Annotated in this window: 18 protein-coding genes and 2 pseudogenes; 16 read left to right on the top strand and 4 right to left on the bottom strand. The window is 43.5% G+C overall.

The window, feature by feature from the left end:
* The first annotated feature begins 23 nt into the window (after positions 1-23).
* From NLZ44_RS15900 to NLZ44_RS15885, 4 genes are all read left to right on the top strand, one after another.
* Entirely contained in the window at positions 24-425 is a 402-nt protein-coding gene (locus NLZ44_RS15900; RefSeq protein ID WP_493750434.1) for a hypothetical protein, read from the top strand.
* Between the two features lie 376 nt (positions 426-801).
* The gene (locus tag NLZ44_RS15895; RefSeq protein WP_493750433.1) at positions 802-2,892 is read left to right on the top strand and encodes a GAF domain-containing sensor histidine kinase; all 2,091 of its coding nucleotides are present in this window, start codon (positions 802-804) and stop codon (positions 2,890-2,892) included.
* 18 nt (positions 2,893-2,910) lie between these two features.
* Entirely contained in the window at positions 2,911-7,044 is a 4,134-nt protein-coding gene (locus NLZ44_RS15890; protein ID WP_493750432.1) for a PAS domain S-box protein, read from the top strand.
* A gap of 112 nt (positions 7,045-7,156) precedes the next feature.
* A complete protein-coding gene (locus NLZ44_RS15885; RefSeq protein WP_493750431.1) occupies positions 7,157-8,101 on the top strand; it encodes a GGDEF domain-containing response regulator in 945 nt (314 codons plus the stop codon).
* On the opposite strand, the gene NLZ44_RS15880 is transcribed toward NLZ44_RS15885, so the two are convergent.
* Positions 8,098-9,585 (bottom strand): adenylate/guanylate cyclase domain-containing protein, encoded by a 1,488-nt coding sequence (locus tag NLZ44_RS15880; protein ID WP_493750430.1) that lies wholly within the window; start codon positions 9,583-9,585, stop codon positions 8,098-8,100. The two genes, NLZ44_RS15885 and NLZ44_RS15880, sit on opposite strands and share 4 nt — an antisense overlap.
* 592 nt (positions 9,586-10,177) lie before the next feature.
* Here NLZ44_RS15880 and NLZ44_RS15875 point away from each other — a divergent pair.
* Together NLZ44_RS15875 and NLZ44_RS15870 are read left to right on the top strand one after the other, a co-directional pair.
* A complete protein-coding gene (locus tag NLZ44_RS15875; RefSeq protein WP_006670267.1) occupies positions 10,178-11,476 on the top strand; it encodes a pentapeptide repeat-containing protein in 1,299 nt (432 codons plus the stop codon).
* A gap of 21 nt (positions 11,477-11,497) precedes the next feature.
* A complete protein-coding gene (locus NLZ44_RS15870; RefSeq protein ID WP_493750429.1) occupies positions 11,498-12,889 on the top strand; it encodes a DUF1800 domain-containing protein in 1,392 nt (463 codons plus the stop codon).
* Between the two features lie 2 nt (positions 12,890-12,891).
* Here NLZ44_RS15870 and modB read toward each other — a convergent pair whose 3' ends face one another.
* Positions 12,892-14,826 (bottom strand): molybdate ABC transporter permease subunit, encoded by a 1,935-nt coding sequence (modB, locus tag NLZ44_RS15865; RefSeq protein ID WP_493750428.1) that lies wholly within the window; start codon positions 14,824-14,826, stop codon positions 12,892-12,894.
* 130 nt (positions 14,827-14,956) lie between these two features.
* On the opposite strand from modB, the gene ndk reads away from it, so the two are divergent.
* From ndk to NLZ44_RS15850, 3 genes are all read left to right on the top strand, one after another.
* Positions 14,957-15,406, top strand: a complete 450-nt coding sequence (gene ndk, locus NLZ44_RS15860; RefSeq protein ID WP_006622600.1) for a nucleoside-diphosphate kinase — start codon at positions 14,957-14,959, stop codon at positions 15,404-15,406.
* 192 nt (positions 15,407-15,598) lie between these two features.
* Positions 15,599-15,694 carry a photosystem I reaction center subunit XII gene (gene psaM / locus NLZ44_RS15855; RefSeq protein WP_006618726.1) on the top strand — a complete coding sequence of 32 codons (96 nt, stop codon included), beginning with the start codon at positions 15,599-15,601 and terminating at the stop codon, positions 15,692-15,694.
* 275 nt (positions 15,695-15,969) lie between these two features.
* Positions 15,970-16,419, top strand: coding sequence for a slr1601 family putative cell division protein (locus NLZ44_RS15850; RefSeq protein WP_493750427.1), 450 nt, complete (start codon positions 15,970-15,972; stop codon positions 16,417-16,419).
* 279 nt (positions 16,420-16,698) lie between these two features.
* On the opposite strand, the gene NLZ44_RS15845 is transcribed toward NLZ44_RS15850, so the two are convergent.
* Positions 16,699-17,046 (bottom strand): Mo-dependent nitrogenase C-terminal domain-containing protein, encoded by a 348-nt coding sequence (locus NLZ44_RS15845; protein ID WP_006618724.1) that lies wholly within the window; start codon positions 17,044-17,046, stop codon positions 16,699-16,701.
* A 533-nt stretch (positions 17,047-17,579) separates the two neighbouring features.
* Between NLZ44_RS15845 and NLZ44_RS15840 the strand changes: the two genes are divergently transcribed.
* From NLZ44_RS15840 to NLZ44_RS15825, 4 genes and pseudogenes are all read left to right on the top strand, one after another.
* On the top strand, positions 17,580-19,325 hold the full coding sequence (locus NLZ44_RS15840; protein ID WP_493750426.1) for a tetratricopeptide repeat protein: 1,746 nt from the start codon (positions 17,580-17,582) through the stop codon (positions 19,323-19,325).
* 19 nt (positions 19,326-19,344) lie between these two features.
* A pseudogene (locus tag NLZ44_RS15835) lies at positions 19,345-19,710 on the top strand (type II secretion system F family protein); the annotation flags it as partial.
* Positions 19,711-19,989: 279 nt separating this feature from the next.
* Positions 19,990-20,289 (top strand): annotated as a pseudogene (locus NLZ44_RS15830) (type II secretion system F family protein); the annotation flags it as partial.
* Positions 20,290-20,751: 462 nt separating this feature from the next.
* Entirely contained in the window at positions 20,752-21,501 is a 750-nt protein-coding gene (locus NLZ44_RS15825; protein ID WP_493750425.1) for an alpha/beta hydrolase, read from the top strand.
* 29 nt (positions 21,502-21,530) lie between these two features.
* On the opposite strand, the gene sipA is transcribed toward NLZ44_RS15825, so the two are convergent.
* Complete coding sequence (gene sipA, locus NLZ44_RS15820) at positions 21,531-21,785, bottom strand: regulatory protein SipA (protein ID WP_006670270.1); 255 nt, start codon at positions 21,783-21,785, stop codon at positions 21,531-21,533.
* A gap of 935 nt (positions 21,786-22,720) precedes the next feature.
* Here sipA and NLZ44_RS15815 point away from each other — a divergent pair.
* The 3 genes from NLZ44_RS15815 to NLZ44_RS15805 are packed head-to-tail and all read left to right on the top strand — an operon-like array spanning position 22,721 to position 24,698.
* Positions 22,721-23,332, top strand: a complete 612-nt coding sequence (locus tag NLZ44_RS15815) for an IS607 family transposase (protein WP_493753014.1) — start codon at positions 22,721-22,723, stop codon at positions 23,330-23,332.
* Positions 23,289-24,404, top strand: a complete 1,116-nt coding sequence (locus NLZ44_RS15810; RefSeq protein WP_493753013.1) for an RNA-guided endonuclease InsQ/TnpB family protein — start codon at positions 23,289-23,291, stop codon at positions 24,402-24,404. The genes NLZ44_RS15815 and NLZ44_RS15810 overlap by 44 nt, the downstream gene beginning before the upstream one ends.
* A complete protein-coding gene (locus NLZ44_RS15805; RefSeq protein ID WP_493750424.1) occupies positions 24,405-24,698 on the top strand; it encodes a hypothetical protein in 294 nt (97 codons plus the stop codon). It begins immediately after the preceding gene.
* The last annotated feature ends 2 nt before the right edge of the window (positions 24,699-24,700 follow it).

The raw sequence follows: 24,700 nt of genomic DNA, 5'->3' as shown, positions 1-24,700 counted from the left end.
TAAACTTCCGTTTAGGAGGAACCATGGCTAAGAATGGTCTGTATGGGTATATAGGGGTTGTAGTTTCCCTTGGGATTTTGATTGGTCAACTTCCCGCAGAAGCGCAACCGCCAACTGTGTTGAGCGCTTCCCATATCATCTCTCGTTACCGAAGTATGGTTGAGGAGTCCGAACAACCTGATCTACATAAACGTATGTTGCTGCTTTCGGCTCAAAATGATTTGAAGTCTATTGTTGAGGATGTCGGAGATACCTGTCAAGCCTTGGCTGCTGGGGGGTTGACTTGGCGACAACGCCAGGCTATTCAGGAAGAGTCTCTTCGTCAAGATATAACTTTGGACGCGCAAATGCGGGAAATTTTACGCGCTGATCAAAGTATTCGCAATAATTTGGTTAAGCAGATGTGTCCACAATACATTCGTTAATCGTCAGTAGCAACCGATAAAAGCTGCGTCAGTTAAACTTGGGGGACTCGTTTCTATTTACCGGGTCTGACGTACCCGAGGGGAGGTGCGTCAGTTTCAATCATCTACTCTGAGGTCGCCAACCAGAGATGCGTCAGTTTTAATTATCTACTCTGAGGTCGCCGACCAGAGATGCGTCAGTTTTAATTATCCACCCTGAGGTCGCTGACCAGAGTCGCGGACCAGAGGTGCGTCAGTTTCAATTATCCGGTTATTATTGCTACTTACCGGGTCTGACGCACCCTACAAGGGAGGTTAGATGTAGCCGACCGAGTGCGTCAGTCTCCAATTATCAGGTTATTATTGCTTATAGGGTCTGACGCAACCGGCGAGTCTTATGATGCAAAAATTGCTGAATTTAAATCAAAAATCAGACTGGATTAATGCCTCGGTATGGAAGGATATAGAACAGGAAATGTTATTGCTATTAAATCCGGTTGATAGCAGTTCAACTTTATTTGATGTGCACTGCTTTCAATTGATGCTGTGCTATCTGTTTCGAGATTATCAATCAGCTTTAGATGCGGCGGAGTTAGTTAGTAATTATATTGATGATAGTTTAAGTGTTTTTAACCGAGGGGAATATTTGTTTTATTATTCCCTAACTTTGGTGGCACAAGCTGAAACTTTGTCGGAGTCAAAGGGGGATGCTATTATCGAGAAAATCCGCCAAAATCAGGTGTTAATGTCATCCTGGGATCATCATATTTATGCGAGTTTTCAACATCGGTATCTTTTGGTAGAGGCTGAGTTAGAACGCCTGTCTAATCAGATATTATCAGCACAGCAAAAGTACGAACAAGCGGTTTCTGAGGCGATTAAAAATGGTGCGATTCAAGAAATAGCGATCGCCTATGAATTGGCGGCAGAATTTTATCGACAACAAAATTTAGAGAGATTTTTTGTGATTTATATAAAGGCGGCTCATGGCACTTATAGCCGCTGGGAAGCTACCGCAAAAGTTAAAGATATTAAGTATCGATATCCTGATATTTTTTCTCCGGCTAACTGGTGGAAAAGTTCAATATCTCAGAGTCGAGAATACCCAAGCAATGCCAAAATTTTTAATCTGGGTCATGTTCTACAGGCTTATCAAACCTTGTCTGGAGAAACTGTTTTAGCCAGTCTGTTGGCTAAAACCATGAAAATTATTATTGAGAATACAGATGCAGAAATAGGTTACTTAATTTTACCATGTGACCATAAATCCAGTCAAGAAATATCTCAAGAATGGATGATTGAAGCTATAGCAGAGATGGATATTGATGAGGTGACTGTTTTGCGGTCAATTCCCCTTAATACACTGTCAGACAAATCTTTTCCTAAGTCAATCATTAACTATGTGGCGCGCACTTATGAATATGTGTTGCTTAATAATGCTTATAATGACCAACATTTTCGGGATGATGAATATATAAAAAATCATCAACCTAAGTCAATTCTGGGGATTCCTTTAATTCGGCAAAAAAGGCTAATTGGCATTTTTTACCTGGAAAATAATATGACAACTGGCAGTTTTGGAGATGAACAAATAGAAATTGTCAGTTTACTCTCGGTTCAGGTAGCAATTTGCTTGGAAAATGCTTTCCTTTATCGCACTCTGCAACAGAAAGTCACTGAACAAAATGCGGAACTTTCCCAGACATCGCAACGGCTAAAAACGGTGCAAAAACGACTAATTGAAGCGGAAAAAATGGCGACTTTAGGGGGGTTGGTAGCGGGGGTGGCTCATGAAATTAACACTCCGGTTGGTACGGGAATTATGGCGGCTTCGTTTTTGGTGAGTGAAACTCAAAAGTTTATGAGTCTTTGTCAATCACAACCGTTAAAGCGATCGGCTTTAAATACCTATCTTGGTATGGTATCGGAAAGCAGTAAACTGATTTTCAGTAACCTCCAGCGTTCAGCAGAATTAGTCCAGAGTTTTCAGCAAGTAGCCGTTGACCAAACATCCCTAGAAAGGCGGACTTTTGCTCTCAAACCCTATTTAGAGGAAATTCTGTTGAACATTCGTCCTAAACTGAAACAGGCCCATCATCGCATTGTAGTTGAGGGAGACGACACCATAGAGGTAGATAGCTATCCTGGTGCGATTTCTCAGGTGATCACCAATTTGGTGATTAATTCTCTGATTCATGCTTACCAACCATTTGAGTCAGGTCAGTTATATTTAAAGATAGCTGAGGTGAGCGATAATCACTTTTTGATTGAATACAGTGATGATGGTTGTGGTATTTCTCCTGAAAACCTGGAGCATATTTTTGACCCTTTTTTTACTACCACCCGTAATCAGGGGGGTAATGGCTTGGGTTTACATATTGTGTATAATTTGGTAACTAAAACTTTGAAAGGTACAATTGATTGCGAGAGTCAGGTGGGAGTAGGATCTAAATTTATCATCAACTGTCCCCGCTATCCTCAAAAATAAATTTATAGGGATTAAGATATGAATAGTCAAAACCATTCGGGTGATGTTACTAAAGATGAAGATATTTTAATGATTATTGAGGATGAGGAAGAAGGCAAGGAGTCTTCTGTTTTATCTGAAAGCGATGGGATGGAGTCCGGTCAACCCTGGAAAATTATGCTGGTCGATGATGATAAAGAAGTGCATCAAGTGACACGAATGGTTTTAAAAAGTTTGACTTTTCAAGATAGACCTTTAACTTTTATTTCGGCTTATTCGGGGGGGGAAGCCAAAGAAGCGATCGCCGCTAATGCTGACACGGCTGTTTTATTGTTAGATGTGGTGATGGAAACTAATAATGCGGGTCTGGATTTGGTTAAATATATCCGCACACAGCTTAATAATTCCTGGGTGAGAATTATCCTCAAAACTGGATATCCGGGGGAAGCGCCGGAAGATTCTGTAATTATTGATTATGATATTAATGATTATAAAACTAAGGTAGAAATGACTCAGCAAAAATTGATTACAACTATTATTGCTGCTTTGCGTTCCTATCGAGATATTATGGAATTAGAGAAGAGTCGTAAAGCCTTAAATAAACTCAATCAGAATTTGCAGTATTTAGTCCAACAACGTACTCAAACATTAACCGAGAAAAATTTGATATTACAACAAGAAATTGATAAAAGTCGCCGATTAGAGGAAGCATTAATTGAGAGTAATCAAAAGTTTAGGGGAATTTTAGATATTGCGGAAGAGGCGATTATTTCTGTGGGAGCAGACCAACGGATCACTTTATTTAATCAGGGAGCAGAAAGAATTTTTGGCTATACTATTGATGAAGTAATCGGACAACATCTGAATATTCTGTTACCCAAAAATATCCACAAAATACATGAAAAACATATCCAAAATTTTGGCAAACAGGAAATGGTCAGTTCTCCTATGCAGGGAAAGGGAAGGCGAGAGATTGCCGGATTGCGTAAAAATGGGGAAGTTTTTCCGGCTGAGGCTTCTATATCTAGGTTGCAATTGCCTGATAAGGTGATTTATACGGCTATGTTACAAGATATTAGCGATCGCAAACAAGCTGAACAGGAGCGTCAGCGGCTTAATCAGGATTTAGAAACTAGGGTTAAACAGAGAACTCAGCAACTACAAAACCAAATTGAACAACAAAAACAAACTGAACGGGCTTTGCGGGAAAGCGAGGAAAAGTTCCGTCAATTTGCTGAGGCAATTTCCGAAGCATTTTTTATAGTTTCTCGCAGTGGAGAAGTCCTATATATTAGTCCGGCTTATGAGCAAATTTGGGGCAGAACTTGTGAGAGTTTATATCAAGAACCTGAGTCTTGGTTTGATTCGATAGATGTGAATTATAGACCGAAAGTAATTAGTGGAATGAAACACCAATTTCTGAGAAAAAAGGAATTAGAGTTAGAGTATCCTATTTTTCGCCCAGATGGTGAAAGACGCTGGATTCGTGCTTGTTCTTTTCCGATTTATGATCAGGACGGAAATATTTACCGCTTTGCTGGTATTGCTGAGGATATTACAGTTCGGAAAGAAGCAGAAGAAGAGTTACAAGCTAGAGAAGTTGCTCTCCGAGAATTATATCAGATTGCTGTGGCTCCTAATCTGAATTTTAATCAGAGACTAGAATCTTTACTGTCTATGGGACGACTACAATTTGGCTTAGAAATTGGGATGCTTTCTCATATTCAGGGCGATCGCTATCAGGTGGTAGCGGTACAAACTCCCCCAGGACTGACACCACCTATTGAAAAAGGCGATTTATTCCGATTAAAAAATACCTTTTGTGAAGCCACTTTTAACAGTTCGGAAATTGTCTGTATTACCTCGGCGGCACAGTCGGAATATAAAAACCATCCAGCCTATCATAACCTAGGACTCCAAGCCTATATTGGGGTGAGGATTATAGTAGGACAATATGTATATGGAACTATTAACTTTTGTAGTCCCCATCCTCGCCATACTCCCTTTCGCAATAGTGAACGGCAATTGTTGCAATTAATTGCCATGTGGATTGGTAATGAAATCGAACGTCAACAGGCTAAAAAAGTTCTGGAACAGGCTTTTCAAAATACTTTACTACAACAACAGATAACAGACGAAATTCGCCAAAGTCTCGACAGCCAACACATTGTTCAAGCTACAGTTAGTTTAGTGGGGGAAGCCTTTCATGTGAATCGCTGTTTAATTCATCGTTATTCCGCCGCCACTTCTGAACCGCAAATAACTATGGTAGCAGAATATTTAAGGGGTGAGTATCAGTCTTTTTTGGGGGTAGAAATACCCATTAAAAAGAATCGACATCTTGCCATATTATTAAATCAGGATCAGGCTATAGCTTCTGATGATGTCTATCAAGATCCCCTGTTATTTCCCCATTATGATCTCTGTCGCCAAATTCATTTAAAATCCATGTTAAGCGTTCGGACTTCCTACAAAGGCGAACCTAATGGAGTCATTAGTTTGCAACAGTGCGATCGGTTTCGCCATTGGACTCACGAAGAAATTGAACTAATAGAAGCTATCGCTCAACAAGTAGGAATTGCTTTAGCACAGGCGCAACTTTTGGAACAGGAAAAGTTACACAAACTAGAACTAGAACACAAAAATCAAGCCCTGAAAGAAGCCACACGCCACGCCCAAGCTGCTAACCGTGCTAAGAGTGAATTTTTAGCTAATATGAGTCACGAAATCCGTACCCCTATGAATGCGATTCTAGGATTTTGCGATCTCCTACAGAGTTTGGTGTCGGAACCTCGTCAACAGCAATATGTTAAATCCATTGCAGCTAGTGGGAAAACTTTACTTTCTTTGATTAATGATATTCTGGATTTATCAAAAATTGAAGCGGGGAAAATGGAACTCCATCAGGAACCGATTGATTTACGGGTTATGCTAGAAGAAATCTATCAAATTTTTTGCCAAAAAGCAGCCGAAAAAAAGGTGGAATTGATTAGAGAAATTAACGATAATTTGCCGAAAGCGATTATGTTTGATGAAGTCAGGTTACGACAGATTTTGTTAAATATGGTGGGAAATGCTTTGAAATTTACTGATGAAGGCTGGGTGAAAATTTCGGTGGTGACTAACAGGAATACTCCCCTAAATGTGGAGAATCCCGAATCTACTATATCCCTAGAAATTGCGATCGCTGATACCGGAATTGGTATCGCCCCAGAACAACAGGAACGCATTTTTGATAGTTTTATTCAAAGTGAAGGACAAAGTACCCGCAAATATGGTGGTTCAGGACTAGGGTTAGCAATTACTAAACGACTCACCCAAATGCTTGGGGGAACTATCAGCCTAGAAAGTCAACTGGGTAAAGGTAGTCAATTTACTTTAATTTTCCCAAATGTTACACCCCTAGACTGGCAACTTGATGATAAAATAGTCGAATTAAATGATGATTTAAACGAGATTAAAAGTAGTAAAATATTAGTAGTTGATGATGTGCAATCTAACTTAGATTTAATTCAGGGATATTTTGTTAATTCTCATCATCATCTGGTGCTGGCACATAACGGCATCGAGGCTATTCAAATAGCGGAACTAGAGCAACCCGATTTAATTATGATGGATTTGCGAATGCCAGAATTAGATGGGGTGGAAGCGACTAAACAGTTAAAAGAAAATCCAGCAACTAAGCAGATTCCCATTATTATTTTAACCGCTTCATCTCTCGATCGCGACCACCAAGAACTATCTTCTCTCCAGGATGGTTTTTTGCATAAACCTGTCAGTCGTTCACAGTTAGTTTTAGCCTTAAAACAACTACTTCCCCTAGACACTGTAAATACTGTGGCTCAAGTTGATGATGATACCTCACCAGCACCCCCTGATATTCCTGGTTCCCCAGAACCCCCCCATGGTTCCATTGATGAATTACTCGAAAAACTCCAGCAACTGGAAGACAGATTTTGGCCAGAACTAGGACAAACTCTCAAAATGAGGGATTTACAGGCTTTTTCGGAGCAGTTGGTTCAATGGTCCCAGCAGTACCCCTATCCGGCTTTTGTGGAATATGCTTCTACCCTGAGTTCCCAACTCGAACAATTTGACTGGGACAAAATCCCTGGGACTGTCAGAGGGTTTCCAGACCTGCGACGATCGCTTATAGATATTTATGGTGAATAAGTTATGGTGATTATTACTAATTGAGCGGGTAGTGAATTTTGTCCCTATTGTCATTGGTTAACAATTGGTATAGGATCAATGTATAGTCTTGGAATTAATAGCCCAGTGTGTAGTGAACTGTTTTCAACCAGAAAATTTTTTGATTTTGATTGTTGATGATGTCAGCAAAAATTTGCAGGTCGTTGGAGCGATGCTTGATGATGTCGGTTACGCCACCACTTTCGCCACCAGCGGTAAACAAGCGATCGAAAGAGTCAAAACTGCTAATCCTGACTTGATTTTACTTGATTTAATGATGCCGGAAATTAACGGTTTGCAGGTGTGTGAGCATTTGAAGGCTGACCCACTTTATGCAGAAATTCCGATTATTTTCCTCACCGCTAGTAATGAATCTGAACATTTACTTCAGGCTTTTAGTCAAGGGGCTGTCGATTATGTTACTAAACCCTATAAGGCTCCTGAACTACTGGCTCGCGTTAAAACTCATTTAGAGTTAAAATATACTCGCGATGAATTGAAACAAGCATTAGTTGAGTTAGAAAAGTTAGCCACGACAGACCCTTTAACAGGTATTGCTAATCGTCGCCATCTCTTAACTTTGGCGGAGCGAGAATTTCAACGCACCCACCGCTATAATAACCCCTTTTCTGTGTTAATGATAGATATTGATCATTTTAAGTTAATTAATGATAATTATGGTCATAATATCGGAGATGAAGCACTAAAAATTATGGCAGATGTCACGGTTAATGCTTTAAGAAAAGTGGATATTTTTGGCAGGTTTGGAGGGGAAGAATTTGTGGTATTTTTGCCAGAAACTCAAGCCGATCAAGCCTTGGTGGTAGCGGAAAGGATTAGAGAGGCGATCGCCACAACTCCCATATACGTTGATGACCAGACTATTCATATAACTGTGAGTATTGGTGTGACCATTTATGAATCATCAGAAATTAGTCTCGATGGCTTACTTATGGAGGCAGATAAAGCACTTTATGACGCTAAAAAACAAGGTCGTAATCAAGTGGTAATTTATCCCAAATTTAACCAAGTTAATTAATCCACAGATTTTGACCGTTTACTAATTAACCAGTAAGTGGTCATATTGCCTTTACCTTTCACGGAAACAACCCCTCGTTTTTCTAATATATATTGTGGTTTTAAATGCCAGTATACCGTCTGACTGACTTGGATTTTTCCGGGTTCACCTTGTGACTCCATACGACTAGCAGTATTGACCGCATCTCCCCATAAATCATAGGTAAACTTTTTTAAACCAATAACCCCAGCCACCACCGGACCCATATTAATACCAATACGGATATTAAGTTGGTGGCTAATTTCCCCCTGTTTATGATCATCTGTAGACCCTTCTCCTAAACCAGATGCTTCACTAACCGGAAGCCTAACGCAGTGGAATTGTTGGACAACTTGTTGCATTTCTAGCGCCATATCAGCCACGGCTTGAGGGTGATCATCACGGGGGTTAGGAATTCCCCCAACCACCATATAAGCATCACCAATAGTTTTAATTTTTTCCAAACCATACTTATCTGTAAGGCGGTCAAAAGCGGAAAAAAGTTGATTAAGTAAATCCACCAATTCTGTGGGTGTTAATTGCGAAGCAAGTTCGGTAAAATTAGTTATATCTGCAAATAAAATAGTCGCCTGTTCAAATCTATTCGCAATACAAGTGTGGGTATTTTTTAACTGATAGGCTATGGTTTCCGGCAGAATATTTAACAATAATTCCTCGGATTTTTCCTTTTCTTGGCGTAAGGCTTCCTCGGCTTGTTTTTGTTGCGCGATCGCCTCCGAAATTTGATTGTACATATCCATAAATGCGCTAATTACATCCCCTAGTTCATCCCGACTTTGGACAGAAGCAGCATAAAACTGAGGGGGTAACTGATGATTAGTAATAGCTGAACCCGCCTTGATTAAATCCTGGCGTAAATTCAAAATCGGCAAAATCACTAAATAGTTAAGCACCACCATAGTCGCACCAGTGACAAACACAGAAATAATCAAAACCAGTCCCGCAATTCGTACAATAAAATACCAGACTTCCCGATGAATAGGAGAGGCATCATAGCGGAGGATAATGATATAATCATCTAGGCGGGGAAAACTATCACAGGTAAGATCATAGCGATCGCCTTTGGGAGTGTTTACATACAGTATTTGTACGTCCCTGGCTTCCGCAAAGGATAAAGTCGGAGTTTCCCCAAAACTGCCAATTAGTTGTCCGTCGGAACTATAGAGAGACCCTCCCATAAGATCAGAGTTCATATAATGTAAATTTTGCAGTTGTTTGAGAAAATCCTCCGGCGTTTTATGGGGGTAAGTTTCTACTATCCAAGCGATTTTTTGAGAGGTTAGGCGCTGCAATTGAGATAACAACTCTTGGCGACGACGATACACTGATGGCACCAAAATAATTAATTCAATCACCACTATGCTAGTGGCAACCCAAAAGGCAATCCGCCTAGACAGGCGCGCATTTAGACATCTAGTAATTCCTATGGGGAGTAGTGATTTCATCGATTTTGGGGTCGTTTATATACTTTAATTGGCGAAAATAAATAAGTTAGCAAATGCCCAGACTTGCCCGTTGTTTATTGTAGTTGTTATTGCATTTTAGCCATCTCATCCAAAATCTCGATACTATTCTGATTATATGGAGTTAATATTTGGCAGAATTCCGCGGTATTATTATTAACCGATACTCTCATTTATGGAGCGATCGCATATTCACTTAACCTGTCGGCTGGGAAGTCTAAATAACCAGATTTTGCCGCTGATGTAACCATGGGACAAATTGCCTAACTATTTTCGCAGAAGGGGCTAAACTGTGGGCGTGAAAATCAACCATAATCTGGCGGGTAACAGTCTGTTTAGTGGTATGGGGTAGCTGTTTAGACTTCCAGCAAAGCGCTGGAGTGGGGTAGCTAACTCCTAATTTTTTGGTATAGTCAGATAACTTTAAGTTCATGGATATAATATAGCAAACTTGATTATATCTGAATTATCAGTCAATTTTTATAATACATTTACGATACCCGATCTGCCGGAACTTTAGATACAATAGATCCAGAGAAGAGCATTAAATCTTTCCTAGCCTTTATCAATCAGTATGACAGAACCCAATTTATCCGCACCGCAACAGCCTAACCAGGATATTGATAGCCCCAATGGAAAGAGTCCTAACACCATTACCCTGAGTCCCTCAGTGTCTGAGAATCAAGTTTTCTCCTATAGCGATCATGGGGAGGTGTATCACCTAGAAGAGTCCCCCACCCAAAAAGGGAAAGCCGAGCCGGAAAATCCTAGACCCAGTAACTTTTTGGCTTCTGTGTTGACCCTGGGGGCGATCGCCGTCATGATTTTAGGGTTAGCGATCGATAACGTCTGGGTCGGCTATCTCAGCGCCGTTGTGGCTATTGCCGCATCACTGTTAATTATTTGGCCGAGTTGGGGTAAAATTTGGACAACCCTGATTCCTCCTATCTGGCGTAGTTTAATCGTCGCTAGTTTCGGGATTTTATCGGCAATTACCGGGCTGTTGATGCTGAGTGGTTCCAACACAGACGCAGCCCGTAATATTGTCATCAACTGGGATGCGATCGGCGCGCTGGGGGAATTGATCGGCGCTTTGGGTCAAATTATGATCGCCATTTTAGCCGTATATGTGGCTTGGCGACAATATGTAATCTCCCGGGATTTAACCATTCAGCAAAACCGCATTACCCAACAACAGACCATCGATGCTTATTTTCAGGGAGTCTCTGATTTAGCCTTAGGGGAACAGGGACTATTAGAAGATTGGCCCCAGGAAAGGGTAATCGCAGAAGGACGAACCGCGGCGATTATTCGTAGTGTAGACGCAGATGGAAAAGCGAAAATTCTCCGGTTTCTGTCCCAGGCGCGGTTAATTACTCCCCTTAAACGCGATCGCCATTTGGGTCGCCCTATATTAGATGGTAATGGTAGTTATGCCGAAGATAGGGCCGAAGGTATCCGAGTTATTGATTTAGGAGCCATGTTAGCCGGGACCGACTTAAAAAATACCGATCTGCGGCGCACAGACCTGGGAGAGGCGAACCTAGTCCGCGCTAATTTAACGAATTGTGACCTGGTGCGTGCTAATTTATCTCGCGCTATTCTCTATGAAGCCAACCTCACCCATAGTAATCTGCGATCGACTAAATTCTTTTATGGTTCAGTGGAAACCGCCAGCCCCCGGACTCGGACCTTAATTCCTGACTACTCTACTGGCGCTAATACTGGCGCTGTCCTAGAAAATGCTGATTTTACTGCGGTTTTGAACCTGTCCGAGGAGAATCGTTATTATTGCTGTGCTTGGTCGGGGTCAAAATCTCGAAATACTATCCCCGGCGGCTGTGACGGTATTCCTAATAAATTAGGGCGTTAACATTTTCAGGAGTATAGAATTATGGGCGATCGCCAAATTATTCATCTGGTTAACCGACTGAGTTTAGGGTTAATTAACGGTCAGATTAATCAAATTAACAAGACCGGGATGGCTGGATATATTAACTCGCAACTTAACCCCAATTCTTTAGCTATTCCCGCAACTCTCACCCAGGAACTTCAGCCCTTAGATACCCTCCCCTGGCGACCAGGAAGGCTAGTTAGAGAACAAAATCGAGAGGTTAATGAAGCCCAAAAACTGGGGTTAGCACAGCCTCAACTCGCACAAGTTAGGCGGCAATTTCAACAGAGAGTAATTAACCAAATTCGTCGCGCCAGAATGATTCGGGCTTTACATAGTCCCCGCCAATTAGAAGAAGTGATCGTCGATTTTTGGTTTAACCATTTTAACGTATTTGGATTGCAAGGACTGAGTAGAATTTGGATTGGGTCCTATGAGGAACACGCCATTAGACCTCATGTTTGGGGTAAATTCCGAACCCTACTAGGCGCAACCGCTAGGCATCCCGCCATGTTATTCTATTTGGATAATTGGCAAAATACCGCCCCAAATAGTCCCGGTGCGACCGGAAGATTTAAGGGGTTGAATGAGAATTATGCGCGGGAATTATTGGAGTTACATACCTTGGGAGTTGAGGGGGGATATACACAAAATGACGTGATGGAATTAGCCCGAATTTTGACAGGTTGGGGACTACCAAAACCAAGCGATCGCCCCCGAAATCAGGAAGGATTTTATTTTGATGAAACTCGACATGATTTTAATGATAAAATATTCTTGGGTAGAACTATTAAAGGCAGAGGTATCGAGGAGGTTGAGGAAGCATTAGATATCTTAGCTAGTCACCCCGCCACCGCCAAACATATTGGTTATAAATTAGCCCAAGCATTTGTCGCTGACGAACCCCCATCATCTTTAGTTAAGGCTTTAGGCGATCGCTTTATGGAAACCCAAGGCGATATCACCGAAGTTCTCAAAACCTTATTTAACAGCACCGAATTTTGGGACGAAAATCACTACAATAGTAAATTCAAAAACCCCTATCGTTATATAACATCAGTCATGCGCGCCGTCGGAGAAGTGACTAATTATGACCCCATTAACGGCATTTTAAACCAGTTGGGAATGCCTCTTTATGGCTGTCCTTCTCCTGATGGATATAAAAACACTCAACAGGCTTGGTTAAACCCAGATACCATGGTGCGTCGCAGTAGTTTAGCCGTCCCCTTGGCGGGGGGATTACTCCATAAAGGAAACCCAGTTGATGTCAAGCAGCTAGAAGAAACTTTAGGAGTTTTATTATCTCCCCAAACTCGCCAAATTTTAGCCGAAAGTCCCCCCAATTTACAGGGTGCAATTTTCTTGGGTAGTCCCGAATTTATGCGGTATTAATATCAGCTTAATCCTCTGTTATTCAGCATATCCCCTGATAACATGACATCATAATCATCAGGGGTTACCAGTGGCAAAAGTTGGTCAGCCGCCAGGGTAATTTGCCAAGGAAATTCATGGTTATTAAGTTGCTGCCATTTAGCCTTAGAAATATCAGCTTGCAGGTGATAATCTTGGGCGTGATTTGGGGGACTATTTAACTTAAGATAAAGGCTAATTTGTTTCGGGGATTTTATCGTAAAAACTACCCAGCAAGGAAAGATATTTTTTTCTCCTGGTGGGTCGGTTTCTGACCATAAACTCAGGTTTTCCCCAACCTGATAAGCCCTAATTCCCACATGAGTTAATCCCTGGGGAAGCGGCTTTGATAATTCTAAGTTACACCCCCAGTCAAGGGTTTTTATCACCCGTTCAGAAATTCTCACCACCCGTGAAAAATTTTTGCATCCTGTCAGTTGCGCGCTTGATAAAGTAGGGGGGTGATCAAAAATATCTTGGGTGGAACCAAATGCTTCCACCCGTCCCTGATTAATTACTAATAACCGAGGACAAATACGATAGGCTTCTGAACGGTTATGGGTCACAAATAATGTCACCCCCGCATAGGTTTCTAGTATTTGGATAAGTTCCTGTTCCATTTGATATCGAATGTGGCTATCTAGGGCAGAAAATGGTTCATCTAACAGTAAAATTTCTGGTTCCACTACTAAAGCCCTTGCTAAGGCGACTCGCTGTTGTTGTCCCCCTGAGAGTTGATGAGGATAACGGTTCCCTATACCAGGAAGTTTCACCCTGATTAATTGTTCCTCAACCTTCATCTTTATTTGAGTCTGGGAGAGTTGGTCTGATAAACCAAAGGCGATATTTTCCGCTACAGTTAAATGGGGAAATAGGGCGTAATTTTGAGCCAAAAAACCCACCCGGCGATCGCTACTCGGAATATTGATTTGCTGGGTAGAATCAAATAGCACTTTCCCGTTTAAAACTATCGTGCCACTCCTGGGAGTTTCCACCCCGACAATACATCTTAAAATCATACTTTTGCCCGTACCAGATGCACCCAAAATCCCTAGGGGTTCTTCGCGATAGCCAGAAAATTTTACCTGTAATCCAAAATCCGGAAGTTGTTGATAAATATTGACTTGTAAACCCGTGCCTTCTGCCGGATATATGCTAAAATTAGTGGCTCGTTTAATCTGGAGATGAGGAGGATTAACCCCCGGAGATTTTTGAGGCGATCGCTGCCATTTAATCCCTAAATTAGCCAAAGTAATTGCCGACAAAGAAATCGATAAAATCACCCCTGACCACATCCAGGCTTCCTGAATTTCCCCAGCTTGTACCGCTGAATAAATCGCCAAAGGAATAGTTTGAGTAACTCCCGGAATATTGCCAGCCAACATCATAGTTGCCCCAAACTCTCCCAGTCCCCTAGCAAAAGCTAAAGTCGCCCCAGAAATAATACCAGGAAAAGCCAGAGGAAAGGCTACTCGTACAAAAACCTTGAGTTCCGAAGCCCCTAAAATGCGGGCGGAAACTAACAAATTGCTATCTATTTGCTCAAAAGCCCCACAGGAAGTTTTATAAATGAGGGGAAAAGTCACAACAGTAGCCGCAATAATGCCCGCATACCAAGTAAATACAATATTGATATTGAGGATAGCTAACAACCCGCTTAATAAGCCTCTATCCCCGAAAATTCGCAGCAAAATAAATCCCACCACTGTCGGAGGCAAAATCAGCGGAGAAATTAAAATACTTTCAATTAAGGATTTCCCTTTACCTTGATAACTATGCAATTTATAAGCCGCCCAAACTCCCCCGATCAAAGTTATAGCTGTAGCCAGTATCGAGATTTTTAAGGAAATCCAAATAGGAGATAAGTCCGATCGCATTTGGGGAGTTATAGATTCAGGGACAATGGCACTATACACCATTGACAGGAACTATGCCAACGATTACCTCCCCCTAGCTTCAGTAAATTGAACAGCCAATTAAATCATGGCAGTGACTCAAAATGAGTTAATCTGATTCCTGTAGACATTTGCTAACAACAGGAGATTAGGCTTGGAACGCACATTTCTAGCTATTAAGCCTGATGGTGTTCAACGGGGACTCATCGGCGAGATTATCAAACGCTTTGAAGCCAAAGGCTTTACCCTCGTGGGTTTAAAAATTATGAAAGCCAGCCGCCAACTGGCTGAACAACATTATGATGTCCACAAAGAAAGACCATTTTTCAATGATCTGGTTTCTTTCATCATTTCCGGTCCTTTAGTAGCAATGGTCTGGGAAGGGGAAGGTGTCATCGCCTCTGCTAGGAAGATTATCGGCGCTACTAACCCCCTGAATGCTGAACCGGGAACCCTGCGGGGAGATTTTGGGATTAGTGTTGGTCGCAACTTAATTCATGGGTCAGACGCACCAGAAACCGCGCAAAAAGAAATCGCTCTCTGGTTTAAGGACGAGGAATTGGTAAGTTGGGAACCTAGCCTCAAGTCCTGGCTGGTAGAATAGCATCGGTGTTGGGGACATCAATGGCGATCGCCAGCGCCTGTGGGTAGTACCGATCGCGATCGGTTGTCCCCAGCTTCCCGAAAAACCGTAACATTTTGTTTAAACTTGTTACAAACTCTTCCCAACCGACCCAGATTAGTTCAAATTAGTCAACAATCAAGATCAAATTCAGATCCAAGGAGTTTCTTTATTATGTCTCTAACCGATACCCAAGTTTTTGTCGCTTTGGTAATTGCCTTGATCCCCGGTATTTTGGCATTCCGTCTTTCCACCGAACTTTATAAATAGAATCGATCCCTATATTCCTTGTCTCTAGGGACAATAGCCGGACTTCGACAGAAAAGCGATCGTAATGGAGACAATTGCTGCATAATGCAGTAAATTAGTCTCTATCACTAGGCTTAACTGTCGGGGTCTTTTTATTTATAGTGCTGCGGGTTAAGTTTCGCAGCAAAGGATTGCATAACTCCACAGATGATGCAGGGACGCATCAACCGGGCTACCAGCCTGACAACTTGCCTTCGCATAAGACTCGATGATAAAAATATACTGAGACGACGATCATGTACGCGATTAAACCTCCTACACCACCTCAAAAACCACAGCAGTCTCCCCGTCCCTTGCGTCGTCGTCGTTCTCAAGTTCGAGTCCGACCTCGCGCCAATCGACATCATCGGGCGATCGCATTAGAAACTACGGCGAAAATCTTGACAAATTTCACCTTGTCTGCATTTGCCATAGCCGCACTGGTCCAAATTGTGCCTAATCAACGCATCGTCCATGAGAAATGGCGGGAAATTGAGGCCGAAGTAAATATCACCGAAGCCAGGGTTCAACAACACCAAGAAGACTTTAGCCGCTATTTTGACCCTCAACAAGCCCAAAATATTATGCAGGAAAATGGCAACCGAGTAGACCCCCGCCAGCGTCAAATTGTCTGGTTACACCCTAACCATAGGACCGCAGATCAACCTGAATTATCAGAGTCTCACTATGCCGAATTAGATCAGTAAAGTAGAGACAATTGGTTAACTACCACTGCCAATGAATCGCGCTTATGGCGTTGCGTAGTTCACCTTTCCACTTGATAATTTGCTCAACCTGCCCATTTGCCGTTTTCTGAAAACTGAGGCTGATTTTAGTTCATTAACACCATGGTTTTTGCCCATCTTTTTGGGGGTTTCATTTCGATTAACAATACCCCATCTCCTCAAACCTAGGGGGTGTAGGGGGATGGGGGTTAATCGTAAACCATTAAACTCTGATCTGGCGGTTCACCATTTCATCGGATTTTAGCCTCCGAGATAAGCGGTGATATCCTCGCCACATTCATCAGCCAGATAGCATAAAGCGCGAAAACGTAAACTGACTAATTCTTCATAAACCGGATTGAGTTTGCATAAGGGCGGAATGTGAAAAATAGTGCGATCGCCAAATTTAATATCTCGCTCAAAGGGGCATTGAGTCGGAATTAAACTACATAGCAATCGGGCGGTTTTCGGATTTTTGACTTGTATCTGGTTCAGCCACTGTCGCAGAGGTTGAAGGGGCGAAAATGATGGGTGAAAATGGTGGTGTGAATGATTTTTAACCCAACTAGCAAGGTGCAGACGGGGCATAGTATGGTTTGCCCAATTCATGATTAAATCCCTCAAATAGGAATACAGATGGCGATCGCCACCAGTTAGCATACTTTTTGCTGTACACTCGATCTTCAATTTTGCTGACAATTAATCCGCAATGGTTAGCGATCGCATTTCCTAGCTTGATCAGTCCAACTAGGGCTATTTCAAGCCCCCACTAGAATCGGTACTCCCATTTAGTGGTGGGTTATTGACGGTTAAATATTGCCATTGGCTTTGGATATCCTCCGTTCTCCCATCAATGATCTTGCCTTACATTTTCAGATTTTGGCTATGATTTTAGATCACAACTATAAATCAAGTCTATAAACAATATAACTTTTACTGATAATTTAGGTATTGACAAGGAAACTTTTTTGTGCATTAAAGACCAAGTATGGCGATCTAACCTGGGAAAACTTGGTTGATGATGTTTGGTTCACCGCCGGAGTATCAATTCTGGTAAACTGGCAAGATATCTGAAAGTCAAAAAAGCCCTGTCTAACCGGGGTGGGTAAAGTCAAAATCAAGCCACGGTGAGGAAAGAGACGTTGCTGAACACAGATGAACAGTTAAACCAGCAGCCTGCGCCTGTAACTACCCCTGCTGAAACATCTCAGACATCCGCTGGTGAGGGTGATTCTGTTGGGGTGGAACAAGATCAAGCCGGGAACTGGGGGATATTCAATATATTTAAAGCATTTCGGGAGTATAACCAGGGGAATCGTTTATATAAACGGGAGCGATATGATCAGGCTCTGATACATTATCAGATCGCGGTTAAGTTAAAGCCTGATTCGTGGGCGGCTTGGTTGCGCCTCGGTAATACATTACGAAAGTTGAAACAGTATAAACAGGCACTGGCAGCCTATGATAGGGCTATTAAATTGCGTCCGAGAAATTATTGGCCGTGGACGTTTAGAGGTATGACTCTATCGAAGTTAGAACGCTATGAAGAAGCGATCGCCTCTTTTGACAAGGCTTTAACTATGGAACCCAATAACTTTGAAGCCTGGTATGAGAGGGGTTTGGCTTTGGAAGCATCCCTACAATTTGAGGCGGCGGCCGCTTCCTATAAACGGGCGATCGAAATTAAACCAAATATTTCGGCTCTATGGTATCACCAGGGTAATGCTTTGATGAATGACGATCGCTATAGTGAAGCCGTGGCATCATTAGATCGGGCGGTCAAACTGGAACCGGCTAACTATGAAGCCTGGTTTCATCGTGGGGAAATGCTGATGAGTCAGCATCGTTATGTCGATGCGATCGCTTCCTACGATAAAGCCTTAGAACTGCAACCAGCGAGCTTCAAGGCTATTTTTAATCGGGGGATTGCCTTACAAAAATTACATCGCTACAATGATGCGATCGCCTGTTATGACCAAGTGATCCAACTGCAACCCAACGATTACGAAGCCTGGTTTTATAAAGGTATGGCTCTGAAATCGGGGTGGCCGAAAACTGCTTTACTTAGCCTAGATCGGGCTTTGGAAATTAACCCGGAGTCCCCAGCTATTTGGATAGGTCGGGGTCAAACTTTACTGGATTTAAAAGAATATAAATCCGCGATCGCTTCTTTTGACCGCGCTACTCAACTCAATTCTAACTTTCCCGAAGCCTGGTTAGGTCGCGCAGTCGCTTTATTTCAGTTGCGGCGTTACCCAGAAGCCATAATTGCCTGCGATAATGCTCTGCAAGTACAACCGAACTTCCTGGAGGCTTGGAACCAGCGGGGATTAACCTTAGAAAGATTAGGACGCTATGAGGATGCGCTCAAGGCTTACGATAAAGTAATTCAAACTACTGTTTTAACCCTCGAACTAGCAGACCAAGTGGGACTACAGCGGGGTATGGCATTGGAACTACTTAAACGAGATGAAGAAGCAGTCATGGCTTACCGGAAATTGGTTCGCCAAAAACCTGATAACTTTCAAGCCTGGGTGAAACTGGGACAGGTTTTAGCTCGTTTGGGACAATATGTGCAGGCGGTGGATGCTTTTTCTGAGGCGATCGCTATTTGGCCAGACAATTACCAAATTTGGTTAGAACAAGGGGCGATCTTGGAAAAACTCGATCGCTATCAAGATGCGATCGCTGCTTATGACCGACTCATTAAAATCAAACCCGACTACTGGGAAGCATGGGTCAGACGCGGCCAAGCCTTCGAGCAAATTGCCCTATATCAAGAGGCTTTTAATTCCTATGGGATCGCCCTAGAACTCAGCGAACAACCCCAACCATCACCAATTATCGCTCACCGAGAACGAGTCAGGCGCAAACTCGTAGATATGTAACCCTCAACGAGCCACCCCCATGGGCGAAATTAATGGCTCAGTTCCTAATTCCTTGCACCCATGCCCTATGACTCCCCAGGAAAAGGCCCAACTATATACTAAACTGGCAGTGCTGTTGGAATCTGGTTTAACAGTCTATCAAAGTTTGATAGTAATCGCCAAAAAAAGCAATCCTCGGCTTGGTCGTTACCTGGGGAAAGTGATTAAATCTCTCGGTCGTGGGGAAGATTTATCTGTCGCTTTCAGACGAGCCCCTCGGATATTTGACTGGTGGACTGCTAGTTTGCTGGATATAGCAGCCACCAGCGGCGCACTACCGGAAATGTTGTTACAACTGGCTGAAATTGAAAAACAGCAGACCCACCGACAAAATTTTTATCGTTCTGTGACCATAGCTGCTGCGACTACTGCTTTCAGTCTTCTGTTGCTACTGGCGACTATCTTATACACCCATGAGGCTAACCTAAATGATTGGCTGTTGTGGATGTTTATAGCCGGCGTTGTCGGGTTTATGGTCTACAAACTTATCCCCAGACTGCCTTTGATCCGTCGTATTCAAACCGCCCGTTCTATGCTATATCTAGCTGAGTTGGAATTGCCCATTAGATGTGGCTTGCCAATTCTCATGGCGATCGAATTGGTGCGCGATCGCATTCCCTGTCCGCAGATGAAAGGAACTTTAACTGTAGCCTTGGGACAAATTCCCGCCGGCAAAAATCTCAGCCAATGTCTGCGGGAACGACTCCCGGCGATCGCTATCAATTTGATTCGCACTGGCGAAGAAACCGGACATCTGGATGGTGCCCTGTATAATGTTCAACAATACTATGAACAGGAACTAATGCGATCGCTGCGTCTACTACAGAGGATTCTGATTCCCATGACTCTCCTATCAGCGGGAGGAGTAGTAGCCATTCTCAGCCTAGAAGCCATGAAATCACTCTTCATTTTGCTACCTAGTTAACCCCTCAAATCCTGGGAACTAGGAACAGATTGGCAAAAATTAATGTTTTCGCTCTTGTGAAATTTGGCAACTAGATTTAAGCTGACTATAACCGCAACCGGATCCGAAATTGTGGTGCATAAGGCCTGCCGACTGCTAGTTTATTATTGGGAAATTCTTACCCAAATGCTTGACATTATACCCAACTATTGATACACTCGGAACCGTCAAGGCCTATAGCAGCATAGCTGTTCTGTAGTAGACGTAAAGTGCATCGCCTGTAAATTTTGGCTGAAAAAAGGCGATTTGTACATGAGAATAGTCCGCTTTCAACCTAATGTTGAAAGCATTAAGAGACACCTCCACGTCTGCTTTTTAAGATTGTGCAATACTCAGATACTTCCGACTATTGCCCAATTTTTGGGGGTTAAGTGTATCTGTTATGAGAAATGGCAGTTTTCATTCTTTTAAGTGAGGTTTTACATGAAACTACCAAGTGTGAAGAATTTGCGTCCGGGATGGTTTTTCGGAGCGATCGCTGGTGTGATTTGTGCTCAAAGTGGTGCGATCGCCGCCGAGCGAGTGATTCTCACCTATGGACCTTTCCAAGCTCCCATCAACATCAGTGATTTAGAGGCATTTACCAGAGATGGAGTGACCACTAAAACTATTCGCCAGATTGTCGGTGCTTCCGGGATTCAGGCAGACACCCTGCGGGGATTGATGGGCTTAGAAATTGGCTTTGACCTAGTACCATTTTCCTGTATGATTTACACTCCCACAGGTCAAGAACTAACTGATGAAATTGGTGCAACTGTACGCACCCATCGACGAGTTGCTAATGGCAAAGCTATTCGCGCTGGACTGATTAACGCCCTCAGCAACGATGGCAAAATCTCTTTCTTGGAGTTTCTGAAATACTATCCTGTGCCGGGAATGTATGTCGATGTCGCCAATATTCCGGCAACAGTCGCTAAAATGCAGAGCGTAAGTACCGAATTGGGCTCTCTGTTTAGACAGGGTTCACAGTTTGGGACTCAGTTCTCCGATGGTACAAGAATTGTCGGTGGCTGTTCTGCTCAATCAGTTGATTTACCTGGTGCTGGTGCTGGTGTTGTGCAACCACGGCCCACACCCACGCCACGGCCTGCACCTGCACCAGTGCCACGGCCTGTACCCGCACCAGCGCCGGCACCAGCGCCGGCTCCTGGTCCCATTAGAGGCCTGTGGTAATTTGACTTTTGGTTTAACTCGCCAGGGTGTCAGTCAGACACCCTGCTTTCTGGCTCTGGGTTTTCCACTGCCTCAATATATTGGCTCTCTATTAAAAATGAACCTTTGGTGAATCTAACGCCCCAGTAACCACCAGGACGGCGATCGAGAACTACCCCCACTTCACCTAACTTGATCACGTTCGGAGGCCGTAGAATCGGCATGGGTTCCGCTGTTTTGATATATGGCGGTAGAGCAATCACTCTAACTTGTTGATGAACGGCAAATTCTTTATCTTTTTCCATCAGATCTGGGAATGCTTCCACTGAGCAATCACCCTATTGTAAACGATCGCAGCCATTCTCATTATAGAAATTCGACTGCTATTGGGTAGAATGTCTAACTCTAAACCTTGCAGGATAAACGTCAGTAGGCCCTCCCAACTGTCTAAGTACAGGTAACAGGTTAACGCCCGTAAATCACCAAAAAAAGTCTTGCGGGTCCTAGCAACTTGTACTTATCATCCAGCAACTCCAGCCAGGTATGCAATAGTACCGACAGGATGTTTCGGGTCTTGAGGGTGTTGTTATGCGAACAGCACTGGAGCATGAAAACCTTGTCTCAAGAGAGCAAGGATGAAAGGCGACACGGGTACTTTAGTGCCCGTCAGCCCAAGACCTGATCAACTCTCGAACAACATCGCTGTTTGACTTGACACGCTTACTAGATAAATGCTACACCGATTGAGCGTGGATAAAGGTAACCAACCACTTAAAAAACCTTGTTGCCTCAAGGCGTACACTGAACCTTGACCATTGAATCTATGGGGTTTGGCTGCATTGTTCTAGCTTCCTCCTGGCAGCAGGTAAAAGATTCACAGGAACTAGACAAATCAGTTTTTGAGGTATATTTGCTTCAATCTAAACAGGATTGGCAGAAATGCAACTACGGTAGGGCATACCGAAAGTAACGCTTGGGGAGAGTCCCACCTCTGGGCTAGACGACGCAAGGAATCTAGTTTAAGTGGTCTCGGTGAGCCAAGAATCCCCGTCTCTTCAGAGCGGGGAGTGTCAAGCTGATTTTCCACCTTCCACCCCGGCCATAACAATTTCTCCGACATTTTCATCCCTCATGGGATAACTGGTAGCCCAGGAATTTTTAGAGCATGATTTAATCTCAAATTAGGTTAACATTTTAGGGCAATACGGTATAATAAGCGAGAAGAGTTGAGGATAAACCTATTGCCAGATATGTCAAACCCAAGGAAGCGGCCCAAATCCTTGGAGTCCATGAAAGAACACTCCGCAGATGGGACGAAAATGGCTCAATCGAGACCATCAGAACCCCCGCTGGGCAACGACGATACAACGTTGAGTCATATACTGCCAAATCAGGCAGTGACAAACGCAAAGTCGTTATCTATGCCAGAGTTAGTAGCCGCGCCCAGCAGTCCGACCTCAACCGACAGGTGGCCGCACTGTCCAACCTCTACCCCGAAGCAGAAGTCGTCTCAGAAATCGGAGGCGGGCTCAACTTCAAGGGAAAGGGAAAGAAAATGCTGGCCTTACTGGGACAAGTCTTGTCAGGAGATGTCCGCATGGTTGTCGTTGCCCATAAAGACCGACTGGCAAGGTTTGGATTTGACTTGTTTCGATGGCTCTGTGAGCAAAACAGGTGCTCACTCATGGTTCTCAACGAGACAAGTCTCAGTCCAGAACCAGAAATGGTTGAGGACATCCTCGCCATCCTCCACTGCTTCAGTTCCCGATTATACCGACGGAGTAAATACAAAACTCAGGTCAAAGAAGATCCGGATTTACCCCAGCCCCGAGCTAAATCAAGTCTGGCGTAAATGGCTGGCTGCTTGTCGGTATTGCTACAACCAAGCAATTGCATTATCTAGGAGTGGTAAACAACTAAGCAAACTGAAATTACGCAACGAAGTGATGCAGAGTGACTTACCCGAATGGGTCAAAGAAACACCCTGCCACATTCGGCAGAATGCTATCTTTGATGCCTATCTCGCCTTTTCAGCCAGTCCTGGCGCAAGGTTTAGGAGCTGTCGGGATAGTTCTCAAGCCATCAAGTTTAACGATGCTAATTTCTCTTCAGGGAGTTGGTATCCAAGACTCACGAAAGGATTAACTTTCATGGTTTCCTCAGCTATCCCTAAAACTTGTGTTCAAGGGACCCAATTAGTCTTGGCCAAGGGGCGGTGGTTTGCGGTGTTTCCTGAACCTGTGGCCATCACTCCGACTGACGCTACTGGCGTAATTGCATTAGACCCGGGTGTGCGAACTTTCATAACTGGGTTTGATGGCTCTCGGTTTCTGGAATTGGGCTCCGGGGATATAGGACGCATTACTAGGCTATGTCAACATTTGGATGATTTGATGAGCCGAATCGCCAAGGAACCCTGTCGTTCAAGAAGGCGACGGATGAGGCAAGCGGCTCAACGAATGAGAACCAAAATCCGCAATCTAGTTGATGAAGCCCACAAACAAATTGCTCACTACTTGACTCACAACTACAGCATAATTTTTTTGCCCACCTTCGAGACTTCCGATATGGCCAGTCAGGTGAAGCGTCTAATCAGGTCTAAGACTGCCCGCGCCATGCTGACATGGGCGCATTATCGATTCAAACTAACCCTGAGACATCAAGGGGAAATAACTGGAACCACAGTTGTAGATGTGACCGAAGAATACACCAGCAAAACCTGTACTCACTGTGGTCATGTGCATTCCCAGCTAGGTGGCTCAAAACTGTTCCGATGTCCGGAGTGTGGGTTCACTCTACCCAGGGACTGGAACGGTGCTTTTGGAATCTTTCTAAAAGCTTTGCGGGATACCGCCTCTGTTACCTTAACGGGTAATAGTGCTATCGTCGCATTGTCAGGCAATAGCCGGATAAATGTCGCGTAAATGTATCAGACCGAGGAATCTTATTCGTCTCAAGCCAGCTTTGTGGATGAGCATTCAGTGCCAACTTACCGTGCGAAACCCAACCACTGGATCCTATCAGGGAAGCCCATTAAGCGTGGGTTATATCCCACGGCGGCGGCGCATCTCGTAAATGCCGAGGCCAATGGTGCGGCAAATATCATCAAAAAAGTAGCCGTCAGGTTGGGGTTAAACCTTGACCGACTGGGTAGCGGCGTTTGGACTTCCCCTCCCGTAGTGGCGGCATCTAGCAATCATCCTCTATCTGCTCTATAAAA

The organism is Arthrospira sp. PCC 9901 (assembly GCF_059013425.1).
The sequence above is the reverse complement of the archived record's forward strand: the minus strand, read 5'-3'. Positions and strand labels throughout refer to the sequence as shown.

Coding starts and splice junctions, on each gene's coding strand:
- NLZ44_RS15900 (WP_493750434.1), top strand. CDS start 24: ATGGCTAAGAATGGTCTGTATGGGTATATAGGGGTTGTAGTTTCCCTT.
- NLZ44_RS15895 (WP_493750433.1), top strand. CDS start 802: ATGATGCAAAAATTGCTGAATTTAAATCAAAAATCAGACTGGATTAAT.
- NLZ44_RS15890 (WP_493750432.1), top strand. CDS start 2,911: ATGAATAGTCAAAACCATTCGGGTGATGTTACTAAAGATGAAGATATT.
- NLZ44_RS15880 (WP_493750430.1), bottom strand. CDS start 9,585: ATGAAATCACTACTCCCCATAGGAATTACTAGATGTCTAAATGCGCGC.
- NLZ44_RS15875 (WP_006670267.1), top strand. CDS start 10,178: ATGACAGAACCCAATTTATCCGCACCGCAACAGCCTAACCAGGATATT.
- NLZ44_RS15870 (WP_493750429.1), top strand. CDS start 11,498: ATGGGCGATCGCCAAATTATTCATCTGGTTAACCGACTGAGTTTAGGG.
- modB (WP_493750428.1), bottom strand. CDS start 14,826: ATGGTGTATAGTGCCATTGTCCCTGAATCTATAACTCCCCAAATGCGA.
- psaM (WP_006618726.1), top strand. CDS start 15,599: ATGTCTCTAACCGATACCCAAGTTTTTGTCGCTTTGGTAATTGCCTTG.
- NLZ44_RS15850 (WP_493750427.1), top strand. CDS start 15,970: ATGTACGCGATTAAACCTCCTACACCACCTCAAAAACCACAGCAGTCT.
- NLZ44_RS15845 (WP_006618724.1), bottom strand. CDS start 17,046: ATGAATTGGGCAAACCATACTATGCCCCGTCTGCACCTTGCTAGTTGG.
- NLZ44_RS15825 (WP_493750425.1), top strand. CDS start 20,752: ATGAAACTACCAAGTGTGAAGAATTTGCGTCCGGGATGGTTTTTCGGA.
- sipA (WP_006670270.1), bottom strand. CDS start 21,785: ATGGAAAAAGATAAAGAATTTGCCGTTCATCAACAAGTTAGAGTGATT.
- NLZ44_RS15805 (WP_493750424.1), top strand. CDS start 24,405: ATGTATCAGACCGAGGAATCTTATTCGTCTCAAGCCAGCTTTGTGGAT.